Source organism: Citrobacter sp. Cpo040, from assembly GCF_030332915.1.
Taxonomy (GTDB): Bacteria; Pseudomonadota; Gammaproteobacteria; order Enterobacterales; family Enterobacteriaceae; genus Citrobacter; species Citrobacter portucalensis.
On record NZ_JAOWGX010000037.1, the window covers coordinates 449406 to 468679 of the forward strand.

A 19274-nucleotide genomic window follows, 5' to 3' on the forward strand; every position below is an offset into this window, starting at 1 on the left:
TTTATTACAGCGGAAACAGTAGGTGTATTAAAAAATAAAAGAAAGGGTTGTGACTATATTTCAGATTCCATCAATAAAAAAAGAGCCGGATTATATAAATAAGCCGGCCCTCAAGCAGATATGTCTTAATTACTCGTCTTCGAGATAAGTATAACCGTACAGACCGGCCTCAAACTCTTCGAGGAACTGTTGCTGCAGCTCGGTATCCAGATCGGTGTTTTTCACCTGGTCACGGAACTGCGTCAGCAGGGTATTCGGATCCAACTGCACGTACTGCAGCATATCCGCCACAGTATCCCCTTCGTCGGACAATTCCACTTCTACGCTGCCGTCAGGGAAGACGAACACGTCAACCGCTTCGGTATCACCAAACAGGTTGTGCATGTTGCCGAGGATCTCCTGGTACGCCCCCACCATAAAGAAGCCCAGCATCGGCGGGTTCTCCGGGTCATATTCCGGCATCGGCATCGTGGTCGCGATGCCATCACCGTCAACGTAGTGGTCGATAGCACCATCAGAGTCGCAGGTGATATCCAACAGCACCGCACGGCGTTCAGGCACCTGGTTCAACCCTTCCAGCGGCATTACCGGGAACAGCTGATCAATCCCCCACGCATCCGGCATCGACTGGAACAGCGAGAAGTTGACGTAAATCTTATCCGCCATTCGCTCCTGCAGCTCGTCGATAATCGGACGGTGCGCACGGTTGCTCGGGTCGAGTTGTTTCTGCACTTCATGGCACATGTTCAGATAAAGCTGCTCAGCCCACGCGCGCTCTTGCAGGCTAAAGGTACCTGAAGAGTAACCAACGTGAATATCGTGCAGATCCATCTGGCTGTCGTGCAGCCATTCACGCAGTGAACGACGGGTTCCCGGTTCATGCATTTCTTGCCAGGTTTCCCACATGCTTTGCAAAGCACGCGGCGCATCATCAGCCGGAGGCGTTGCTTCTGTGTGTTCGCTACGCTCAACGCCGATAATGTTTGATACCAGCACGGTATGGTGCGCGGTAACCGCGCGGCCAGACTCGGTGATTACCGTCGGATGCGGCAGACCGTGTTCTTCGCAGGCGTCGCCAATAGCCCAGATGATGTTGTTGGCGTATTCGTTCAGGCCGTAGTTTACGGAACAGTCAGACTGCGAACGGGTACCTTCGTAATCCACGCCCAGACCACCGCCCACGTCGAAGCACTGGATATTGACGCCAAGCTTGTGCAGCTCAACGTAGAAACGCGCCGATTCACGTACGCCGGTGGCAATATCACGAATGTTCGCCATCTGCGAGCCAAGGTGGAAGTGCAGCAACTGAATGCTGTCCAGACGACCGCGCTCGCGCAGAATTTCGACCAGTTGCAGCACCTGGTTTGCCGCCAGGCCGAATTTCGATTTTTCCCCGCCGGAGGACTGCCACTTTCCAGAGCCCTGCGACGCCAGACGCGCACGCACGCCCAGACGCGGAACGACATTCAGGCGTTCAGCTTCATCCAGCACGATTGCAATTTCAGACATCTTCTCGATGACCAGATAGACCTTATGGCCCATCTTCTCGCCAATCAGCGCCAGACGGATATATTCGCGGTCTTTATAACCGTTACACACGATCACGCTACGGGTCATTCCGGCATGGGCCAGAACGGCCATCAGTTCAGCTTTGGAACCCGCTTCCAGTCCCAGCGGTTCGCCAGAGTGGATCAGCGATTCAATCACGCGACGGTGCTGGTTGACCTTGATCGGGTAAACGAGGAAATAGTCACCGTTGTAACCGTAAGATTCACGGGCACGTTTAAACGCGGCGTTAATCGAACGCAGACGGTGTTGCAGGATCTGCGGGAAGCAGAACAATGCAGGCAAACGCTGGCCCTGCGCTTCACGGGCTTTCACCAACTCAGCAAGGTCAACGCGCGCTTCGGGTACGTCCGGATCCGGGCACACGCTAATGTGACCCAGTTCATTGACGTCGTAGTAGTTATTACCCCACCAGGCAATATTGTAAGTACGCAGCATCTTGCTGGCTTCCTGGGAACTCATTGCAACCTCCTGCATGGAGCGTAGTACACCGTGTTCGCCTGCTGACGAAGGCGAACCCAAAGAAATGTCGTCAGACATAGCGAACCTCAATTTTATTAACAAGTGTAAAACAGTTGACTACTATCGCAATCCGAAGACGCGATAACAACCCAAATACAGGCAGAATTTGCAGCAGATAGTGCTGACGCTCCGACTGTGCGACCGGTTTCTTTTTCATATCAATGTAAACACGTAACCGAACTTAATGCTGACAGTTCGGCGAAACCACGAGAAAACTCTTGTTTACCAAGAGCGCCCTTGTTCAGTTCTTAGTGACCGTTACCGGCTCTTGAGTCCTGAGATACGCCGAGATGGGTATACACTTCATCCTTCATGCAGCCTCTTTGTTGGCTACGCTCATTCGCCCCAGTCACGTACTACTCGTACGTTCAGGGGACTCATTCACTTGCCGCCTCGACGCAGCATAAATGATTTTGTGTATATAACATCGACAGGTATGCAAAGCAGAGATGCAGATTGCGGGGGACATATGTACACCAGAACGGTGCGACAGATTCTGCAGAATACAACGGTTCATTATCTCGTATCACCTCCACGGTTGCTCCTTACGGAACGAACCCACAAGCCAAAGCTAAAGTTTTAACCCGGCTGGAAGTGGCAACACGATGAAAACGTCGTGTGCTTTTGTATGAGCCGCGCGCCGCGTTTTATACCGACAACAGTACGAAAATGCAAAAGATAAATATGCACATTGCCAGCACCGTCAGGAAAAATTTCCAGTTACATTTTCAGTACAATGCGACCTCAATCAAAAAAAGCTGGAAATCAGGCGAAGAACTGTCCTAAAATAGCCGTCCAGATGTTAATCCATCTATACCGATTAACACTCAGACTGCCAGTGTCCGTCATCTGCAGACTCATGGTAGAATCTTCTACACATGACTATTCCACTCGACAGTTTGAGCTAACCAAATTCTCCTTAGGTGAAATTAAATATGGCAAAACACCTTTTTACGTCCGAGTCCGTATCAGAAGGGCATCCTGACAAAATCGCTGACCAAATCTCTGATGCTGTGCTGGATGCAATCCTGGAACAGGATCCAAAAGCACGCGTTGCCTGCGAAACCTACGTCAAAACCGGTATGGTTTTAGTTGGCGGTGAGATCACCACCAGCGCATGGGTTGATATCGAAGAGATCACCCGTAACACGGTTCGCGAAATTGGCTATGTGCATTCCGACATGGGCTTTGACGCCAACTCTTGCGCGGTACTGAGCGCGATTGGTAAACAGTCTCCGGACATCAACCAGGGTGTTGACCGTGCTGATCCGCTGGAACAGGGCGCAGGCGACCAGGGCCTGATGTTTGGTTATGCAACCAACGAAACCGACGTGCTGATGCCAGCACCTATTACCTATGCTCACCGTCTGGTGCAGCGTCAGGCTGAAGTGCGTAAAAACGGCACCTTATCCTGGCTGCGTCCGGATGCCAAAAGCCAGGTAACCTTCCAGTATGACGACGGCAAAATCGTCGGTATTGATGCGGTTGTTCTGTCTACTCAGCACTCTGAAGATATCGACCAGAAATCGCTGCAAGAAGCCGTTATGGAAGAGATCATCAAGCCGGTACTGCCGACTGAATGGCTGACCGCTTCGACCAAATTCTTCATCAACCCAACTGGTCGTTTCGTTATCGGCGGCCCGATGGGCGACTGCGGTCTGACCGGTCGTAAAATCATCGTTGATACCTACGGCGGCATGGCGCGTCACGGCGGCGGTGCATTCTCTGGTAAAGATCCGTCTAAAGTTGACCGTTCCGCAGCCTATGCTGCCCGTTACGTAGCGAAAAACATCGTTGCCGCAGGCCTGGCTGACCGTTGTGAGATTCAGGTTTCCTACGCAATCGGCGTGGCAGAACCGACATCTATCATGGTGGAAACGTTCGGTACTGAAAAAGTGCCTTCAGAGCAGTTGACCCTGCTGGTACGTGAGTTCTTCGACCTGCGCCCGTATGGCCTGATTCAGATGCTGGATCTGCTGCACCCGATTTACAAAGAAACCGCTGCTTACGGTCACTTTGGTCGCGAACATTTCCCATGGGAAAAAACCGACAAAGCACAGTTGCTGCGCGACGCTGCCGGTCTGAAGTAATTTAAACCAGACTTAACGCTTATGAAGACCAGCCTCGCGCTGGTCTTTTTTATACCTATTTCCTCTCCCACATCCATCACCAAACCGCGATGATTACTATTGCTTTAAATGAAAATGAAAGCGATTACATCACACCATATTTCCCTCTACCTTGAATTAACATCTCTTAGCCAGCACACTTGCATCACTGTTACATTATCTTTCATCATTGTCTTAAATTCAGACGACCAACATTATTTAATCCCAATAAATAATACTAACTTTCAATTAGTTAACTAATAAGCTGCATGAATGGCAGTGTAAGCGATTACACTAATGTGATGTGATTCGCATTTTTTTACCCCGTACTCACCTACCCTTAACATCAACAAAACTAGCTACCCAACCGGAGGGCATCATGCCTGACAATAAAAAAACGGGGCGTTCCAACAAAGCCATGACATTTTTTGTCTGCTTTCTGGCAGCCCTGGCTGGATTACTTTTTGGCCTGGATATCGGTGTTATTGCCGGTGCTTTACCGTTCATCACCGACGAGTTTCAAATTACCCCGCACACTCAGGAATGGGTGGTGAGCTCCATGATGTTTGGTGCGGCGGTAGGTGCTGTCGGCAGCGGTTGGCTCTCCTTCAAACTGGGACGCAAAAAAAGCCTGATGATCGGTGCGATCTTATTTGTTGCGGGTTCACTGTTCTCCGCCGCTGCGCCAAACGTTGAAGTCCTGCTGGTTTCCCGCGTGCTGCTCGGCCTGGCTGTAGGCGTTGCGTCTTATACCGCGCCGCTGTACCTGTCTGAAATTGCCCCGGAAAAGATTCGTGGCAGCATGATCTCTATGTATCAGCTGATGATCACCATCGGTATTTTGGGCGCGTATCTTTCCGATACAGCGTTTAGCTACAGCGGCGCATGGCGCTGGATGCTGGGTGTAATCATCATCCCTGCCCTGCTGCTGCTGGTTGGCGTTATCTTCCTGCCGGACAGCCCACGTTGGTTTGCAGCTAAACGTCGTTTTGTTGATGCCGAACGCGTCCTGTTGCGTCTGCGTGACACCAGCGCAGAAGCCAAACGCGAGCTGGATGAAATCCGTGAAAGCCTGCAGGTAAAGCAGAGTGGCTGGGCGTTGTTTAAAGAAAACAGCAACTTCCGTCGCGCAGTATTCCTTGGCGTTCTGTTACAGGTGATGCAGCAGTTCACCGGGATGAACGTCATCATGTATTACGCACCGAAAATCTTTGAGCTGGCGGGCTACACCAACACCACCGAGCAGATGTGGGGGACTGTTATCGTCGGCCTGACCAACGTGCTGGCAACCTTTATCGCCATTGGCCTGGTTGACCGTTGGGGCCGCAAGCCTACGCTGATCCTTGGCTTTATCGTGATGGCCGTTGGTATGGGCGTGCTGGGTACAATGATGCACGTGGGTATTCACTCGGCATCCGCACAATACTTCGCAGTACTGATGCTGCTGATGTTTATCGTTGGCTTTGCCATGAGCGCCGGTCCGCTGATTTGGGTACTGTGCTCTGAAATCCAGCCGCTGAAAGGCCGCGATTTCGGCATCACCTGCTCTACTGCAACCAACTGGATTGCCAACATGATCGTCGGCGCAACCTTCCTGACGATGCTGAACTCACTGGGCAGCGCCAACACCTTCTGGGTATACGGCGGCCTGAACGTACTGTTCATCTTCCTGACTCTGTGGCTGATCCCTGAAACTAAAAACGTCTCTCTGGAACACATTGAGCGTAACCTGATGAAAGGTCGTAAACTGCGCGAAATTGGCGCACACGACTAATCACCAAAGGCTTCCTCCCCTGCGGAGGAAGCCTTCCTCTTGCAGTCCCTTCCCTGTCGCACTATCCTCTGGCGTTATGAAAACCTCCCGTCTCCCTATCGCCATCCAGCAAGCCGTTATGCGTAGCCTGCGGGAAAAACTCGCCCAGGCCAATCTCAAGCTCGAACGCCAATACCCGGAGCCAAAGCTGGTTTACCAACAGCGCGGCACCGCCGCGGGCACTGCGTGGCTACAAACCTATGAAATTCGCCTTAATCCCGTCCTGCTGATGGAAAACGTCGACGCATTCATTAACGAAGTGGTACCCCATGAACTGGCGCATTTACTGGTGTGGAAGCACTTTGGGCGCGTGCCGCCACACGGGAAAGAGTGGAAATGGATGATGGAAAGCGTTCTGGGCGTACCGGCCCGGCGCACGCATCAGTTTGAACTGCAATCGGTGCAGCGCAAGACTTTTACTTACCGCTGTAAGTGTCAGGAGCACCAACTGACCGTCCGCCGCCATAACCGCGTTGTACGCGGTGAGGCCACCTACCGCTGTGTTCACTGCGGCGAACCACTGGTTGCAGAATAATCTTCAGAATTATCAGGAACTTTTCTGACCTAACTGATTGCATACTGGAATAACTTTCGCTACGTTGCGGGCTCGTTTTGACACGGAGTTTGTGATGTACCGTCATTTTTCTTTTGCTGCGGCCCTGTTAGCCGCTGCGTTTTCAGGCCCGGTTTTAGCCGAAGGCATCAACAGTTTTTCTCAGGCAAAAGCAGCAGGCGTCAAGGTTAACGCCGATGCGCCGGGCGATTTCTACTGCGGTTGTAAAATTAACTGGCAAGGCAAAAAAGGGGTCGTTGACCTCGAATCCTGCGGCTATAAAGTGCGAAAAAATGAAAACCGCGCCAGTCGAATTGAATGGGAGCACGTTGTCCCCGCCTGGCAATTTGGTCATCAGCGTCAGTGCTGGCAGGACGGAGGGCGTAAAAACTGCGCCAAAGATCCGGTCTATCGTAAGATGGAAAGCGACATGCATAACCTGCAACCTGCGGTGGGTGAGGTAAATGGCGATCGCGCTAACTTCATGTACAGCCAGTGGAACGGTGGCGAGGGTCAGTATGGGCAATGCGCCATGAAGGTCGACTTCAAAGAGAAAGTTGCCGAGCCGCCAGCCCGCGCCCGCGGTGCCATTGCTCGTACCTATTTTTACATGCGCGACCAGTACGATCTAACGCTCTCCCGCCAGCAAACTCAGCTTTTTAACGCCTGGAATAAGCAATATCCGGTCACCGACTGGGAGTGTGAGCGCGACGAACGCATTGCAAAGGTACAGGGGAACCATAACCCATATGTGCAACGCGCTTGCCAGGCGCAAAAGAGCTAACCTACACTAGCGTCAATATTTTTAACCATGCCCTGGCCTTTCGTAGCACAGGGCCATGACGCGGATGTTTAACTATGCGCATTCCTCGCATTTATCACCCTGAGCCAATCACCTCCGGCAGCCAAATTTCACTGTGTGAAGATGCAGCCAACCATATCGGCCGCGTGCTGCGTATGGGACCGGGCCAGGCGCTACAGCTGTTTGATGGCAGCAATCAGGTATTCGACGCTGAAATCACCCACGCCAGTAAAAAAAGCGTGGATGTGAAGGTACTTAATGCTGAACTCGACGATCGTGAGTCGCCGTTGCACATCCACCTGGGTCAGGTGATGTCGCGCGGTGAAAAAATGGAATTCACTATCCAAAAATCGATCGAACTGGGTGTAAGCCTCATTACGCCACTTTTTTCTGAGCGCTGCGGCGTTAAACTGGACAGTGAACGCCTGAACAAGAAGCTCCAGCAGTGGCAGAAAATCGCCATTGCCGCCTGCGAACAGTGCGGTCGTAACCGGGTGCCCGAAATTCGCCCGGCAATGGATTTGGAAGCATGGTGCGCGGAACAGGACGAAGGTCTGAAACTGAACCTGCATCCGCGCGCCAGCGCCAGCATCAATACGCTGCCGCTGCCGGTGGAACGCATCCGCTTGCTGATTGGCCCGGAAGGCGGGTTGTCGGCAGATGAAATTGCCATGACCGCACGTTATCAGTTTACTGATATTCTGTTAGGACCTCGCGTTCTGCGTACTGAGACAACCGCGCTCACCGCCATTACTGCGCTACAGGTGCGTTTTGGCGATCTGGGCTAAGGCATAAACGGAGAAGACAATGATCAAGCTCGGCATCGTGATGGATCCCATCGCAAGCATCAACATCAAGAAAGATTCCAGCTTCGCTATGCTGCTGGAAGCGCAACGTCGCGGTTACGAAATTCATTATATGGAGATGGCCGATCTTTATCTGATCAACGGTGAAGCCCGCGCCCATACGCGTACCCTGAGCGTAGAGCAGAACTACGACAAATGGTATGAGTTCAAGAGCGAGCAGGATCTCCCGCTGGCAGACCTGGACGTTATTCTGATGCGTAAGGATCCGCCATTTGATACCGAGTTCATCTACGCAACCTATATTCTGGAACGTGCAGAAGAAAAAGGGACGCTGATCGTCAACAAACCGCAGAGCCTGCGCGACTGCAACGAAAAGCTGTTCACCGCATGGTTTGCCGACCTGACGCCGGAAACGCTGGTCACGCGTAACAAAGCGCAGCTGAAAGCCTTCTGGCAAAAACACAGCGACATCATTCTCAAACCGCTTGATGGTATGGGCGGCGCATCTATTTTCCGTGTGAAGGAAGGCGACCCGAACCTTGGCGTCATTGCTGAAACGCTGACCGAACACGGTACCCGCTACTGCATGGCGCAGAACTATCTGCCAGCAATTAAAGATGGCGATAAACGCGTCCTGGTGGTCGATGGCGAACCCGTTCCTTATTGCCTGGCGCGTATTCCGCAGGGCGGCGAAACCCGTGGCAACCTGGCCGCAGGTGGTCGTGGTGAGCCGCGTCCATTGACCGACAGCGACTGGGAAATTGCACGTCGCATTGGGCCAACGCTGAAAGCGAAAGGTTTGATTTTTGTCGGTCTGGATATCATTGGCGATCGTCTGACGGAAATTAACGTCACCAGCCCAACCTGTATTCGTGAAATTGAAGCGGAGTTCCCGGTTTCGATTACCGGTATGCTGATGGATGCCATTGAAGCGCGTTTGCAGAAATAAATATGTTGCCGGATAGCGACGCCATCGCGTCTTATCCGGCCTGAAATTACACCCCGCAGGCCGGATTAGGCGAAGCCGCCATCCGGCAATGCTATCTTCAGAGGGTGACATCTTCGAGCTTTGCCCACATACTGGGCTCTGTAGCTTTTTTGAACCAGGAAACAGAACCTCTGACAATGAATTTACAGCATCACTTTCTGATTGCCATGCCTGCTCTCCAGGATCCGATTTTCCGCCGTTCCGTGGTGTACATCTGTGAACATAATGAGAACGGAGCAATGGGGATTATCGTCAATAAGCCTCTGGAAAACTTACAGATTGAAGGGATCCTGGAAAAGCTGAAGATTACCCCAGAAGAACGCGATCCGGCCATTCGTCTGGATAAACCAGTGATGCTCGGCGGCCCGCTGGCGGAAGACCGTGGATTTATTCTCCACACTCCACCGTCACGCTTTGCCTCCAGTATTCGCATCTCAGATAACACCATCATCACTACCTCCCGCGATGTACTAGAAACCCTGGGTACGCAGGAGCAACCGTCCGAAGTGCTGGTTGCGCTGGGTTATTCATCATGGGAAAAAGGTCAACTGGAACAAGAGCTACTGGATAACGCCTGGCTTACGGCGCCAGCAGACCTCAACATCTTATTCAAAACGCCGATTGCCGACCGCTGGCGCGATGCGGCGAAGCTTATCGGGATAGATATTCAGACCATGCCTGGCGTGGCGGGACATGCCTGATGAGCGGAACATTACTCTCTTTTGATTTTGGTACGAAAAGTATTGGTGTTGCTGTTGGTCAGCGCATTACCGGTACGGCCAGACCGTTGCCCGCCATCAAAGCGCAGGACGGTACGCCGGACTGGAGTTTGATTGAACGCCTGCTGAAAGAGTGGCAGCCGGATGAAATTATCATAGGCCTGCCGCTCAACATGGATGGCACAGAACAGCCCCTTACCGCGCGCGCGCGTAAGTTCGCTAACCGTATTCACGGTCGCTTTGGCGTAACCGTAAAGCTGCACGATGAACGCTTGAGCACCGTCGAAGCCCGCTCTGGCCTGTTTGAACAAGGCGGTTATCGGGCGTTGAATAAAGGCAAAGTAGATTCCGCTTCTGCCGTGGTCATCCTCGAAAGCTATTTCGAGCAGGGCTACTAAATCCGCCCCTGCGCCTGACGCTGCTGCTGGCTTTGCGCAAATGTCTGCATACCTGTCTGCTGCCCGGTTTGAATTACGCCGGGTAGCTGATGCGTTTTCCCTTCACGAATCAAATTGCCCACGGCTGGCGTGTTGACGAGCAGCTCAAATAGCGCCACGCGCCCTCCCTGTTTATCTTCCTCCAGCTTTTGCGAAAGTACCGCCCTCAGGCTATCTGCCAGTTGGTTACGCACCGGCTCTTTCTCTGTTGCCGAAAAGGTGTCCACCAGCCGCGCGATGGCCTGCGCCGCCCCTCGCGTATGTAACGTTGCCAGCACCAGATGCCCAGTTTCCGCTGCGGTTAACGCCAGACGAATGGTTTCCACGTCGCGTAGCTCGCCCAGCAAAATGACGTCGGGATCTTCACGCAGCGCGCCGCGTAAACCAGCGGCAAAAGAAGCGCAGTGCACGCCCACCTCCCGTTGTTGAATAAGACAACGCTGGCTGGTGTAGCGATATTCAATCGGGTCTTCCAGCGTCAGAATATGCCCAGCAACTTGCTGATTAAGGTACTCAACCATCGCCGCCAGGGTCGTTGATTTACCGCTACCGGTAGCGCCTGTCACCAGAATTAACCCATTTTCACTGCGCAGCAGTTCAGGTATGACGTCAGGGGTCTGGAGATCGTCTAAACGTGGGCAATCAAGCGGGAGCAATCTTAGCGCCAGCGAGGTTCCCTGTTGATGAGCAAAAGCACTGGCGCGCAGCCGCCGGGAACCTGCCAGCGCAATAGCAAAATCTACCTGCCCCTGTTCCCGCCACTGTACCTGTTGTTGCTCACTGAGCCAGCACATCAGCAGATTCTCCACGTCAGGCGGAGTAAATGGTGCGATTTCGACTTTTCCATGTATGCGCCAGCGCGCAGGCCATGCATTGCACAGGTGTAGATCCGACACGTTATGCTTTACACTAAGGGCCACTATTTCTTCCATATTCATATGAACATCCTCGGAAAATAAACGATATCGCGCATAACCTGGCACATGTCCGGGACAAAATCTCAACCGCCGCGACGCGTTGCGGGCGGTCTTCAGAAGAAGTTACGTTGCTTGCAGTCAGTAAAACCAAACCTGCGAGCGCCATCGAAGAAGCCATTACCGCAGGATTATTTTCAATTGGTGAAAACAATAACTAATGGCGAGTAGCCACGCTCTTGATTTTCCATACACCATTTTCTTCTACCATGCAGTCAATGACTTTTTGAGATGACTCACCTGTTCCAAATGTTAAATAGACATTGGTACAAATAGGATCAGTTATAGTTAGATCAATACTAATATGCTTACTCCAGTCTTCATTTGCAAAATCCTGAACCTTTAGAAAATAATCCTCTTCAAGCTCATTGTTCATATAAGCTTGTTTTAATTCATTCAATGTATCAATACTAACAAAAGGCTCTAATGCCGTCGGGTTATCTGCAACTGGAATGATATTATGAGCAATCTGCTTTATATACCAGGCATTGAATTTTAATGCTTGCATATCAGCAGGAACTATTTCTGCCATAGCAAATGATGAGAATAGAAAAGTAAATAATATTAATCGCTTCATCAGTTGTGCCTATATAATTTATACGAAGGCTGACTTTTACGATAACCAGGCCCGGGGTACACGCCATGTTCCTGCTTGAAATCTGACCACCAGTAATGCCCATCAAAAATCGCCATATGACCTGCTGTATTTCCTCCAGTATATGGTTGGATTATAGCAACATCACCTTTTATAGGATTCCCATATACTTCACGAAAACCAGCTAATACTAAATATTTACCCATATTTTTAGCATTATCATGATGTAATGATACGCCGCCATGTTCGATAGCTGCTGTTACTGCCCTGGCACAATAACCCGTAGCGTGTGGATGAGCATTATGTCTAACAAAATTTATAGCGGCTTCCTTATTCCACATTTACAACACCTCATTTATAAATGAAGAATATTAAATATCACAAAGCGAACCATTAGCATGAACATTAAATGCTTCCAACTCCATTTATTGACATCATCACCATGTCCCAAACTTATATTTGCAATGTGTATTATCGTTTAGTTATAAAATAAGCAACAATATTCACCCCACCAATTAAGTAATAGCTTAATTTTATTAGAGATATAATTTCACACCTGTTTTTATTACTTTAAACCTTTAAATTAAAGCGAACTTGAGCTAAATAAAAACGAATTAAAAATTCTATTTGTTAAATCTGTTTACATCTTCCTACAGACTCACATTTTGTACTCAGCACATCCACAGTCCCACCAGGTGTAGTAAATGGTGCGATTTCGACTTTTCCATGTATGCGCCAGCGCGCAGGCCATGCATTGCACAGGTGTAGATCCGACACGTTATGCTTTACACTAAGGGCCACTATTTCTTCCATATTCATATGAACATCCTCGGAAAATGAACGATATCGCGCATAACCTGGCACATGTCCGGGACAAAATCTCAGCCGCCGCGACGCGTTGCGGGCGGTCTTCAGAAGAAGTTACGCTGCTTGCAGTCAGTAAAACCAAACCTGCGAGCGCCATCGAAGAAGCCATTACCGCAGGGCAGCGAGCCTTCGGTGAAAACTATGTGCAGGAAGGGGTGGATAAAATCCGCTACTTCCAGGAAAAAGGCGTCAACGATCTGCAGTGGCACTTTATCGGCCCGCTGCAGTCCAACAAAAGTCGTCTGGTCGCCGAGCACTTTGACTGGTGCCATACGATCGACCGTCTGCGTATCGCTGCCCGTCTGAGCGAGCAGCGCCCGGCGGAACTGCCGCCGCTCAATGTACTGATCCAAATTAATATCAGCGATGAGAACAGTAAGTCAGGAATTTCGCTGGCAGAGCTTGATGCACTAGCCGCTGAAGTCGCTGCACTGCCGCGCATTACCCTGCGTGGTCTGATGGCGATTCCGGCTCCAGAGTCAGATTATGTAAGGCAGTTTGAAGTTGCACAGCAAATGGCGGTAGCATTTGCCGGGTTGAAAACACGCTACCCAGGCATCGACACTCTCTCACTGGGAATGTCTGATGATATGGATGCCGCCATCGCGGCGGGTAGCACGATGGTGCGCATTGGCACTGCCATTTTTGGTGCTCGTGATTACACTAAAAAATAAGGAAAACTAAGGAACACCATGAATACGTTGACCTTCCTGCTCTCAACGGTAATTGAGCTGTATACCATGGCGCTGCTGCTGCGCGTGTGGATGCAATGGTCTCGCTGCGATTTTTACAACCCGTTCTCGCAGTTTATAGTGAAAATCACTCAGCCCATCATTGGGCCGTTACGCCGCATTATTCCCCCGATGGGGCCGATCGACAGCGCATCGGCATTAGTTGCGCTCGTTCTCAGCTTTATCAAAGCAATCGTGCTGTTTAAGGTGGTCACGTTCCAGCCGATCATCTGGATCGCCGCCGTACTGATTGTCCTGAAGACTATCGGGCTGCTGATTTTCTGGGTGCTGCTGGTGATGGCAATTATGAGCTGGGTCAGCCAGGGCCGCAGTCCTGTAGAGTACGTGCTGATTCAACTGGCAGATCCGCTGCTGCGTCCTATCCGTCGCATACTTCCAGGCATGGGCGGGATCGATTTCTCCCCAATGATTCTGGTTCTGCTGCTCTACGTTATTAACATGGGCATCGCGGAAGTGTTGCAGGCGACAGGCAACATGCTGCTGCCGGGGCTGTGGATGGCGCTATGAGTGCCGTTACACCCTGCGACGACGGTCTGGTTTTACGGCTCTACATTCAGCCTAAAGCCAGCCGTGACAGTATTGTGGGTTTACATGGCGACGAAGTTAAAGTCGCCATTACCGCCCCGCCAGTAGATGGCCAGGCCAATAGCCATCTGGTGAAGTTTCTCGGCAAACAGTTCCGTGTGGCAAAAAGCCAGGTCGTCATTGAGAAGGGCGAGCTTGGTCGTCACAAACAGGTTAAAATCATTCATCCGCAACAGATCCCGCCCGAAATTGCGGCGTTAACTGATTAGGTATCCCATGCAAAAAGTTGTCCTCGCGACCGGCAATGCCGGTAAAGTGCGTGAACTCGCCTCTCTTCTGAGTGATTTCGGTCTTGATGTTGTTGCCCAAACGGAACTGGGTGTTGATTCTGCAGACGAGACCGGGCTGACGTTTATTGAGAACGCCATTCTGAAGGCGCGTCATGCCGCGCAAATTACCGGCTTACCGGCCATTGCTGATGACTCAGGTCTGGCAGTAAATGCCCTTGGCGGCGCGCCGGGTATCTATTCAGCCCGCTATTCCGGCGAAGATGCGACCGATCAGCAGAACCTGGAAAAACTGCTTCACACCCTGCAGGATATTCCTGATGACAAGCGCCAGGCGCAGTTCCACTGCGTGCTGGTGTATATGCGTCATGCAGACGATCCAACGCCTGTTGTGTGCCACGGAAGCTGGCCGGGCGTGATTACCCGTGAACCTGCCGGAAACGGTGGTTTTGGCTACGACCCGATCTTCTTTGTGCCGTCTGAAGGGAAAACCGCCGCCGAACTGACCCGTGAAGAAAAGAGTGCGATCTCTCACCGCGGACAGGCGCTGAAGCTGTTGCTGGATGCCCTGCGCAATGGTTAAGCTTCCGCCGCTAAGTCTTTATATTCACATCCCGTGGTGCGTGCAGAAATGCCCGTACTGCGACTTCAACTCGCATGCACTAAAGGGCGAAGTCCCTCATGACGACTATGTGCAGCATCTGCTGAGCGATCTGGATACTGAGGTGGCCCACGCCCAGGGACGTGAAGTAAAGACGATTTTTATCGGTGGTGGTACGCCGAGCCTGCTTTCTGGCCCAGCGATGCAAACGCTGCTCGACGGCGTGCAAGCACGGCTGAATCTGGCCGCAGATGCAGAAATCACGATGGAGGCGAATCCCGGGACGGTGGAAGCCGACCGCTTTGTGGATTATCAACGCGCTGGCGTCAACCGTATCTCGATTGGCGTACAGAGCTTTAGCTCCGTCAAACTTGAGCGTCTGGGACGTATTCACGGGCCGGAAGAAGCCAAACGAGCAGCACACCTGGCGAGCGGTCTGGGGCTACGCAGCTTTAACCTCGACCTGATGCATGGTTTGCCGGATCAGACGCTGGAAGAGGCGCTGGGCGATTTACAGCAGGCCATCGCGCTCAACCCGCCGCATCTTTCCTGGTATCAGTTAACCATCGAACCCAACACGCTGTTCGGTTCTCGTCCTCCGGTATTACCGGACGATGACGCGCTGTGGGATATTTTTGAGCAAGGCCACCAGCTGCTGACCGCCGCGGGATATCAGCAGTACGAAACCTCAGCCTACGCCAGACCGGGTTATCAGTGTCAGCACAACCTTAACTACTGGCGTTTTGGCGACTATCTTGGCATTGGCTGCGGCGCGCACGGTAAGATCACATTCCCTGACGGACGCATCCTGCGCACCACCAAAACACGGCATCCGCGTGGGTATATGCAAGGGCGTTATCTCGAAAGCCAGCGCGATGTTGCCGAAGCCGATAAGCCGTTCGAGTTCTTCATGAATCGTTTCCGGCTGCTGGAAGCCGCGCCTCGCGCGGAGTTTACGCAATATACCGGTCTTACCGAAGACGTTATTCGTCGACAGATCGATAAGGCTATTTCCCAGGGCTACCTGAGTGAATGCGATGAGTACTGGCAGATTACCCAACACGGTAAGCTGTTCTTGAATTCGCTGCTGGAGCTGTTTCTGGCGGAGTGATGGCTGGTGAATGTAGGCCTGATAAGCGTAGCGTCATCAGGAAAATTGCCGGATGGCGGCTGCGTCTTATCCGGCCTACAGGGTTAGGGCGGTAAGCGCAGCCACCTTCATCGATTAATACTGATTAAACATTTCCTGGATCTGCTTAGGATCCTTGGTTTGAGTCAGCGCAAGCTGCAGCAGAACACGTGCTTTTTGCGGGTTCAGGGAACCTGAAGCCACAAATCCGTATTTTGCATCATCAACTTCTGCATCCTGTGTAGTGGCGCCCGTTGGTACACGGGATGAACGCACTACAACGGTACCTTTATGCGCGGCGGTTGCCAGCGTATCGAAAATGGTTTTATACAGGTTACCGTTACCTACACCCGCACTGACGATCCCGGCGTAACCCGCATCCACCAGCGCTTTTGCCGGCAGATCGGAGGCGTTAGCGTAGTTATAAACAATTCCAACTTTCGGCAGCTCGGTCAGCTTAGACACATCGAACGGAGTAGACGTGGTGTGCTTACGCGCAGGCGTACGCTGGTAGTCGATTTTACCGTTATGGATGTAACCCAACGGGCCGTAGTTAACGGATTTGAAGGTAGCGACGTCGGTAGTGTTGGTTTTAGTCACGTCACGACCATCCATAACGGTGTCGTTCATCACCACCAGCACTCCGCGGTTGGCAGAGGCTTTGTCTGCGGCAGTTACTACTGCGTTATACAGATTAAACGGGCCATCAGCGCTCATACCCGTAGACGGACGCATTGCGCCGACCAGCACCACCGGTTTGTTACACTTGACGGTCAGGTCGAGGAAATAGGCGGTTTCTTCCATGGTATCCGTACCATGTGTTACCACGAAGCCGTCGGTTTTATCACACTCGGTATTAATCTTTTTCGCCAGCGTTAACCAGACTTCGTCATTCATATCCTGGGAGCCGATATTCACCACCTGCTCGCCTTTAACGACAGCGATATCTTTCAATTGAGGTACGGCCTCAACCAGATTTTCTACGCCAACCTTGCCTGCCGTGTAGTTAGATTTTGTCGCGGAATCACCGCCGCCGGCAATCGTCCCACCGGTCGCTAAAATGGTGATGTTTGGCAGTGCAAGCGCCGCGCCGCTGAAACCCATAACCAGTGCGGCAAGTGCCGTTTTCTTGAAAAACTCCATGTTATTTCTCCAGTTACTTGAATTTGCAGCATTATGTCTATCCTACAGATGAATAATGTGACGAGTTCCAATTAACCAGATTTATATCTCCACCAAATTGCCGTTCTTAGAGATGGATATCAAAAAAACAGAAATATACAAAATAAAACGGCACAGAATGTTTCTGTGCCGTTAATAAGAGGTGAAGATTATTTCAGAGTGCTAACCAGCGTTTTACGATCGTTTTCCAGCGTCACAACGCGGGAACAGACATCTTTGCCAAACTGCTGGAAGTCTTGTTCCTGATTCTTCCATTCGTTCTGAATTGAGGTCTGCAAACCACCGAGGCTTCCGAGTACGCCCTGCAGTGGATTACCACCGCCTTTGAGCACGGCTTTCGCCCCCATTTCGTTGATGCTGTCCTGCAAAATGCCGCCCATCGCCTGATTAACCAGCTGTTGTCCGTCCGCGCGGACCTGATCAATCGCCTTATAATGGAAAGTCAGGCCATCAGTTCGATGCTCGATGATGCGGTTCATCTGCTCTTTCAATTGCGCATCCAGCTTGGTTAAGCGGCCACGCATGTTGCTGCTTTCACCGACCTCTTTGGCGATGATTTTGTCCAGCGCCACGCGACCTTTCTCTACGCGCGCTCTGGCACCTTCGTCGATCCACGGCAGGCTGCTACGCAACGCCGCCTGATAATCTTTAGCCTGCTCACGCTGTGCGGCGTTCAGGTTGTACTGTTTACCGTTGAAGGTGACATCGCCAGTCTGGGTAATAACCAGGTCGCCATTCTCGCCCTTCACCTGCACCGTTTGTGGGCTCAAAATCACATCGTCACGCGGGGTGACGCTGCACTGGTAATCTGCATGTGCGGCCATCGCCGTGAACGTTAGGACTGCCGCCAGCAGCGTTTTGCGCATCATATCTTTCCCTCAATACAAATCGGGCCGGCATTTGCCGACCCTGTGCTACTTAGTCCCACCAAATATCGAAAAGTTCGCTGGTACGCACTTCTTCGAGTTTGTGCTCTTCCAGCCACTTACGCACGATTGCCTGGTGTTCTTCGGTGCATTTGCCGATTTCCTGCAGACAGATCAGACCTTCCCAGGCCAGATAGCCGCTGCCGTCAAAAGCCAGCTTGTTCGGTTCGATGACTTCATTGATAAAGTCATCAACGATTTGATCGACCTGCTCTCCAGATGTACCTTCCGGGAAACGCCATGCAACCGAAAATCCTACTTCCTGGAATTCTTCGATGTGCATCTTTTTACGCAGACGACGGCTACGGTTCTTTGCCATTATTTCACCCTCTCGAACATTAAGTCCCATACGCCGTGGCCAAGACGATGACCACGTTGTTCAAATTTGGTTACCGGGCGCGATTCCGGGCGCGGTACATAATCGTTACTCTCTGACTGGTTTTTATACCCGTCAATCGAGGACATCACTTCAAGCATGTGCTCCGCATACGCTTCCCAGTCGGTCGCCATATGGAACACGCCGCCCAGCTTCAGCTTACTTAAGATATGCTCAGCAAACGGTACCTGAACGATACGGCGTTTATTATGACGTGCTTTATGCCACGGGTCAGGGAAAAACAGCTGAACCATAGATAAAGAATTGTCAGGAATCATTTTATGCAGGACTTCAACGGCATCATGGCACATGACGCGCAGGTTCTCGACACCCTCTTCATGGGCTGAAGCCAGACACGCACCAACGCCCGGTGAGTGAACCTCAATGCCGAGGAAATTCTGTTCCGGACGCGCTTTCGCCATTGCAACCAGCGACGCTCCCATACCAAAACCGATTTCCAGCGTGACTGGCGCGTCACGGCCAAACAGTTCTGCAAAATCTACAGGCTCTTCGCTGAACTCAACGCCCATCACCGGCCAGTAGTTTTCCAGCGCGTGTTCCTGCCCTTTCGTCAGTCGCCCCTGGCGACGAACAAAACTACGAATCCGGCGCAGAGGGCGGCCGTTTTCATCAAATTCCGGTGAAATGACGTCGTTCTTCATAAAAGTTTAGTCTGCTGTGTTTGAGTTCTGAAAACGGGCATTATCCAAAGTTAGTTGCCGGATGCAAGTAAAGGAAGAAAGTGA

At 51.6% G+C, this 19274-nt stretch carries 22 protein-coding genes and 3 pseudogenes; 14 read left to right on the forward strand and 11 right to left on the reverse strand.

From position 1 onward, the window contains the following. Positions 1-129: 129 nt before the first annotated feature. From speA to yqgG, 3 genes and pseudogenes are all read right to left on the reverse strand, one after another. Positions 130-2106 (reverse strand): biosynthetic arginine decarboxylase, encoded by a 1977-nt coding sequence (gene speA / locus OGX86_RS20610; protein WP_071692619.1) that lies wholly within the window; start codon positions 2104-2106, stop codon positions 130-132. Continuing rightward, complete coding sequence (gene yqgB, locus OGX86_RS20615; protein WP_071692618.1) at positions 2099-2245, reverse strand: acid stress response protein YqgB; 147 nt, start codon at positions 2243-2245, stop codon at positions 2099-2101. Before yqgB ends, speA begins: the two co-directional genes overlap by 8 nt. A 258-nt stretch (positions 2246-2503) precedes the next feature. Continuing rightward, a pseudogene (yqgG, locus tag OGX86_RS20620) lies at positions 2504-2605 on the reverse strand (small protein YqgG); the annotation flags it as partial. A 418-nt stretch (positions 2606-3023) separates the two neighbouring features. Between yqgG and metK the strand changes: the two are divergent. The 8 genes from metK to ruvX all read left to right on the forward strand — a co-directional run bounded on the left by metK (position 3024) and on the right by ruvX (position 10275). After that, the gene (metK, locus tag OGX86_RS20625; RefSeq protein WP_020996311.1) at positions 3024-4178 is read left to right on the forward strand and encodes a methionine adenosyltransferase; all 1155 of its coding nucleotides are present in this window, start codon (positions 3024-3026) and stop codon (positions 4176-4178) included. Between the two features lie 397 nt (positions 4179-4575). Then, complete coding sequence (galP, locus tag OGX86_RS20630) at positions 4576-5970, forward strand: galactose/proton symporter (protein WP_008785766.1); 1395 nt, start codon at positions 4576-4578, stop codon at positions 5968-5970. A 76-nt stretch (positions 5971-6046) separates the two neighbouring features. Then, the gene (locus OGX86_RS20635) at positions 6047-6544 is read left to right on the forward strand and encodes a SprT family zinc-dependent metalloprotease (protein ID WP_003825440.1); all 498 of its coding nucleotides are present in this window, start codon (positions 6047-6049) and stop codon (positions 6542-6544) included. A gap of 94 nt (positions 6545-6638) precedes the next feature. Further along, on the forward strand, positions 6639-7346 hold the full coding sequence (endA, locus tag OGX86_RS20640; protein ID WP_008785767.1) for a deoxyribonuclease I: 708 nt from the start codon (positions 6639-6641) through the stop codon (positions 7344-7346). A 74-nt stretch (positions 7347-7420) separates the two neighbouring features. Continuing rightward, entirely contained in the window at positions 7421-8152 is a 732-nt protein-coding gene (gene rsmE, locus OGX86_RS20645) for a 16S rRNA (uracil(1498)-N(3))-methyltransferase (RefSeq protein ID WP_008785768.1), read from the forward strand. A gap of 19 nt (positions 8153-8171) precedes the next feature. Then, positions 8172-9119 (forward strand): glutathione synthase, encoded by a 948-nt coding sequence (gene gshB / locus OGX86_RS20650; protein ID WP_003027083.1) that lies wholly within the window; start codon positions 8172-8174, stop codon positions 9117-9119. A 176-nt stretch (positions 9120-9295) separates the two neighbouring features. Then, positions 9296-9859, forward strand: a complete 564-nt coding sequence (locus tag OGX86_RS20655; protein WP_003027086.1) for a YqgE/AlgH family protein — start codon at positions 9296-9298, stop codon at positions 9857-9859. Beyond that, a complete protein-coding gene (ruvX, locus tag OGX86_RS20660) occupies positions 9859-10275 on the forward strand; it encodes a Holliday junction resolvase RuvX (protein WP_136392335.1) in 417 nt (138 codons plus the stop codon). Before OGX86_RS20655 ends, ruvX begins: the two co-directional genes overlap by 1 nt. Here ruvX and OGX86_RS20665 read toward each other — a convergent pair. Beyond that, positions 10272-11252 (reverse strand): type IV pilus twitching motility protein PilT, encoded by a 981-nt coding sequence (locus OGX86_RS20665; RefSeq protein WP_136392336.1) that lies wholly within the window; start codon positions 11250-11252, stop codon positions 10272-10274. The two genes, ruvX and OGX86_RS20665, sit on opposite strands and share 4 nt — an antisense overlap. 17 nt (positions 11253-11269) lie before the next feature. Between OGX86_RS20665 and OGX86_RS20670 the strand changes: the two are divergent. After that, positions 11270-11440, forward strand: a pseudogene (locus tag OGX86_RS20670) (YggS family pyridoxal phosphate enzyme); the annotation flags it as partial. Positions 11441-11445: 5 nt separating this feature from the next. On the opposite strand, the gene OGX86_RS20675 reads toward OGX86_RS20670, so the two are convergent. The 3 genes and pseudogenes from OGX86_RS20675 to OGX86_RS20685 all read right to left on the reverse strand — a co-directional run. Continuing rightward, positions 11446-11865 (reverse strand): DUF3828 domain-containing protein, encoded by a 420-nt coding sequence (locus OGX86_RS20675; RefSeq protein ID WP_048225501.1) that lies wholly within the window; start codon positions 11863-11865, stop codon positions 11446-11448. Further along, a complete protein-coding gene (locus tag OGX86_RS20680; RefSeq protein ID WP_071692592.1) occupies positions 11865-12224 on the reverse strand; it encodes a hypothetical protein in 360 nt (119 codons plus the stop codon). Before OGX86_RS20680 ends, OGX86_RS20675 begins: the two co-directional genes overlap by 1 nt. Before the next feature lie 352 nt (positions 12225-12576). Further along, a pseudogene (locus OGX86_RS20685) lies at positions 12577-12702 on the reverse strand (type IV pili twitching motility protein PilT); the annotation flags it as partial. A gap of 17 nt (positions 12703-12719) precedes the next feature. Between OGX86_RS20685 and OGX86_RS20690 the strand changes: the two are divergent. From OGX86_RS20690 to hemW, 5 genes are read left to right on the forward strand one after another with little or no spacing between them, the layout of a single operon-like run. Beyond that, positions 12720-13424 (forward strand): YggS family pyridoxal phosphate-dependent enzyme, encoded by a 705-nt coding sequence (locus tag OGX86_RS20690; RefSeq protein WP_048215572.1) that lies wholly within the window; start codon positions 12720-12722, stop codon positions 13422-13424. Between the two features lie 18 nt (positions 13425-13442). Then, positions 13443-14009 (forward strand): YggT family protein, encoded by a 567-nt coding sequence (locus OGX86_RS20695; protein ID WP_003825417.1) that lies wholly within the window; start codon positions 13443-13445, stop codon positions 14007-14009. Then, entirely contained in the window at positions 14006-14296 is a 291-nt protein-coding gene (gene yggU, locus OGX86_RS20700) for a DUF167 family protein YggU (protein WP_003027101.1), read from the forward strand. Before OGX86_RS20695 ends, yggU begins: the two co-directional genes overlap by 4 nt. A gap of 7 nt (positions 14297-14303) precedes the next feature. Further along, a complete protein-coding gene (locus OGX86_RS20705; protein ID WP_003825414.1) occupies positions 14304-14897 on the forward strand; it encodes an XTP/dITP diphosphatase in 594 nt (197 codons plus the stop codon). Then, entirely contained in the window at positions 14890-16026 is a 1137-nt protein-coding gene (gene hemW, locus OGX86_RS20710) for a radical SAM family heme chaperone HemW (RefSeq protein WP_286640588.1), read from the forward strand. The genes OGX86_RS20705 and hemW overlap by 8 nt, the downstream gene beginning before the upstream one ends. A gap of 114 nt (positions 16027-16140) precedes the next feature. On the opposite strand, the gene ansB is transcribed toward hemW, so the two are convergent. The 4 genes from ansB to trmB form a co-directional block, all read right to left on the reverse strand. Next, positions 16141-17187, reverse strand: coding sequence for an L-asparaginase 2 (ansB, locus tag OGX86_RS20715; RefSeq protein WP_003027108.1), 1047 nt, complete (start codon positions 17185-17187; stop codon positions 16141-16143). A 188-nt stretch (positions 17188-17375) separates the two neighbouring features. Beyond that, positions 17376-18095, reverse strand: coding sequence for a YggN family protein (locus OGX86_RS20720; protein ID WP_168978778.1), 720 nt, complete (start codon positions 18093-18095; stop codon positions 17376-17378). 49 nt (positions 18096-18144) lie between these two features. Further along, on the reverse strand, positions 18145-18471 hold the full coding sequence (locus OGX86_RS20725; protein ID WP_003027115.1) for a YggL family protein: 327 nt from the start codon (positions 18469-18471) through the stop codon (positions 18145-18147). Further along, on the reverse strand, positions 18471-19190 hold the full coding sequence (gene trmB, locus OGX86_RS20730) for a tRNA (guanosine(46)-N7)-methyltransferase TrmB (RefSeq protein ID WP_003825406.1): 720 nt from the start codon (positions 19188-19190) through the stop codon (positions 18471-18473). Before trmB ends, OGX86_RS20725 begins: the two co-directional genes overlap by 1 nt. Positions 19191-19274 lie beyond the last annotated feature (84 nt).

Excerpts from the sequence above, each read along its gene's own strand:
- ansB (WP_003027108.1), bottom strand. The coding sequence starts at position 17,187 with ATGGAGTTTTTCAAGAAAACGGCACTTGCCGCACTGGTTATGGGTTTC.
- OGX86_RS20695 (WP_003825417.1), top strand. The coding sequence starts at position 13,443 with ATGAATACGTTGACCTTCCTGCTCTCAACGGTAATTGAGCTGTATACC.
- OGX86_RS20680 (WP_071692592.1), bottom strand. The coding sequence starts at position 12,224 with ATGTGGAATAAGGAAGCCGCTATAAATTTTGTTAGACATAATGCTCAT.
- yggU (WP_003027101.1), top strand. The coding sequence starts at position 14,006 with ATGAGTGCCGTTACACCCTGCGACGACGGTCTGGTTTTACGGCTCTAC.
- OGX86_RS20635 (WP_003825440.1), top strand. The coding sequence starts at position 6,047 with ATGAAAACCTCCCGTCTCCCTATCGCCATCCAGCAAGCCGTTATGCGT.
- OGX86_RS20655 (WP_003027086.1), top strand. The coding sequence starts at position 9,296 with ATGAATTTACAGCATCACTTTCTGATTGCCATGCCTGCTCTCCAGGAT.
- OGX86_RS20705 (WP_003825414.1), top strand. The coding sequence starts at position 14,304 with ATGCAAAAAGTTGTCCTCGCGACCGGCAATGCCGGTAAAGTGCGTGAA.
- metK (WP_020996311.1), top strand. The coding sequence starts at position 3,024 with ATGGCAAAACACCTTTTTACGTCCGAGTCCGTATCAGAAGGGCATCCT.
- gshB (WP_003027083.1), top strand. The coding sequence starts at position 8,172 with ATGATCAAGCTCGGCATCGTGATGGATCCCATCGCAAGCATCAACATC.
- yqgB (WP_071692618.1), bottom strand. The coding sequence starts at position 2,245 with ATGAAAAAGAAACCGGTCGCACAGTCGGAGCGTCAGCACTATCTGCTG.
- OGX86_RS20725 (WP_003027115.1), bottom strand. The coding sequence starts at position 18,471 with ATGGCAAAGAACCGTAGCCGTCGTCTGCGTAAAAAGATGCACATCGAA.
- hemW (WP_286640588.1), top strand. The coding sequence starts at position 14,890 with ATGGTTAAGCTTCCGCCGCTAAGTCTTTATATTCACATCCCGTGGTGC.
- ruvX (WP_136392335.1), top strand. The coding sequence starts at position 9,859 with ATGAGCGGAACATTACTCTCTTTTGATTTTGGTACGAAAAGTATTGGT.
- trmB (WP_003825406.1), bottom strand. The coding sequence starts at position 19,190 with ATGAAGAACGACGTCATTTCACCGGAATTTGATGAAAACGGCCGCCCT.
- OGX86_RS20665 (WP_136392336.1), bottom strand. The coding sequence starts at position 11,252 with ATGAATATGGAAGAAATAGTGGCCCTTAGTGTAAAGCATAACGTGTCG.
- OGX86_RS20690 (WP_048215572.1), top strand. The coding sequence starts at position 12,720 with ATGAACGATATCGCGCATAACCTGGCACATGTCCGGGACAAAATCTCA.
- endA (WP_008785767.1), top strand. The coding sequence starts at position 6,639 with ATGTACCGTCATTTTTCTTTTGCTGCGGCCCTGTTAGCCGCTGCGTTT.
- rsmE (WP_008785768.1), top strand. The coding sequence starts at position 7,421 with ATGCGCATTCCTCGCATTTATCACCCTGAGCCAATCACCTCCGGCAGC.
- galP (WP_008785766.1), top strand. The coding sequence starts at position 4,576 with ATGCCTGACAATAAAAAAACGGGGCGTTCCAACAAAGCCATGACATTT.
- OGX86_RS20675 (WP_048225501.1), bottom strand. The coding sequence starts at position 11,865 with ATGAAGCGATTAATATTATTTACTTTTCTATTCTCATCATTTGCTATG.
- speA (WP_071692619.1), bottom strand. The coding sequence starts at position 2,106 with ATGTCTGACGACATTTCTTTGGGTTCGCCTTCGTCAGCAGGCGAACAC.
- OGX86_RS20720 (WP_168978778.1), bottom strand. The coding sequence starts at position 18,095 with ATGATGCGCAAAACGCTGCTGGCGGCAGTCCTAACGTTCACGGCGATG.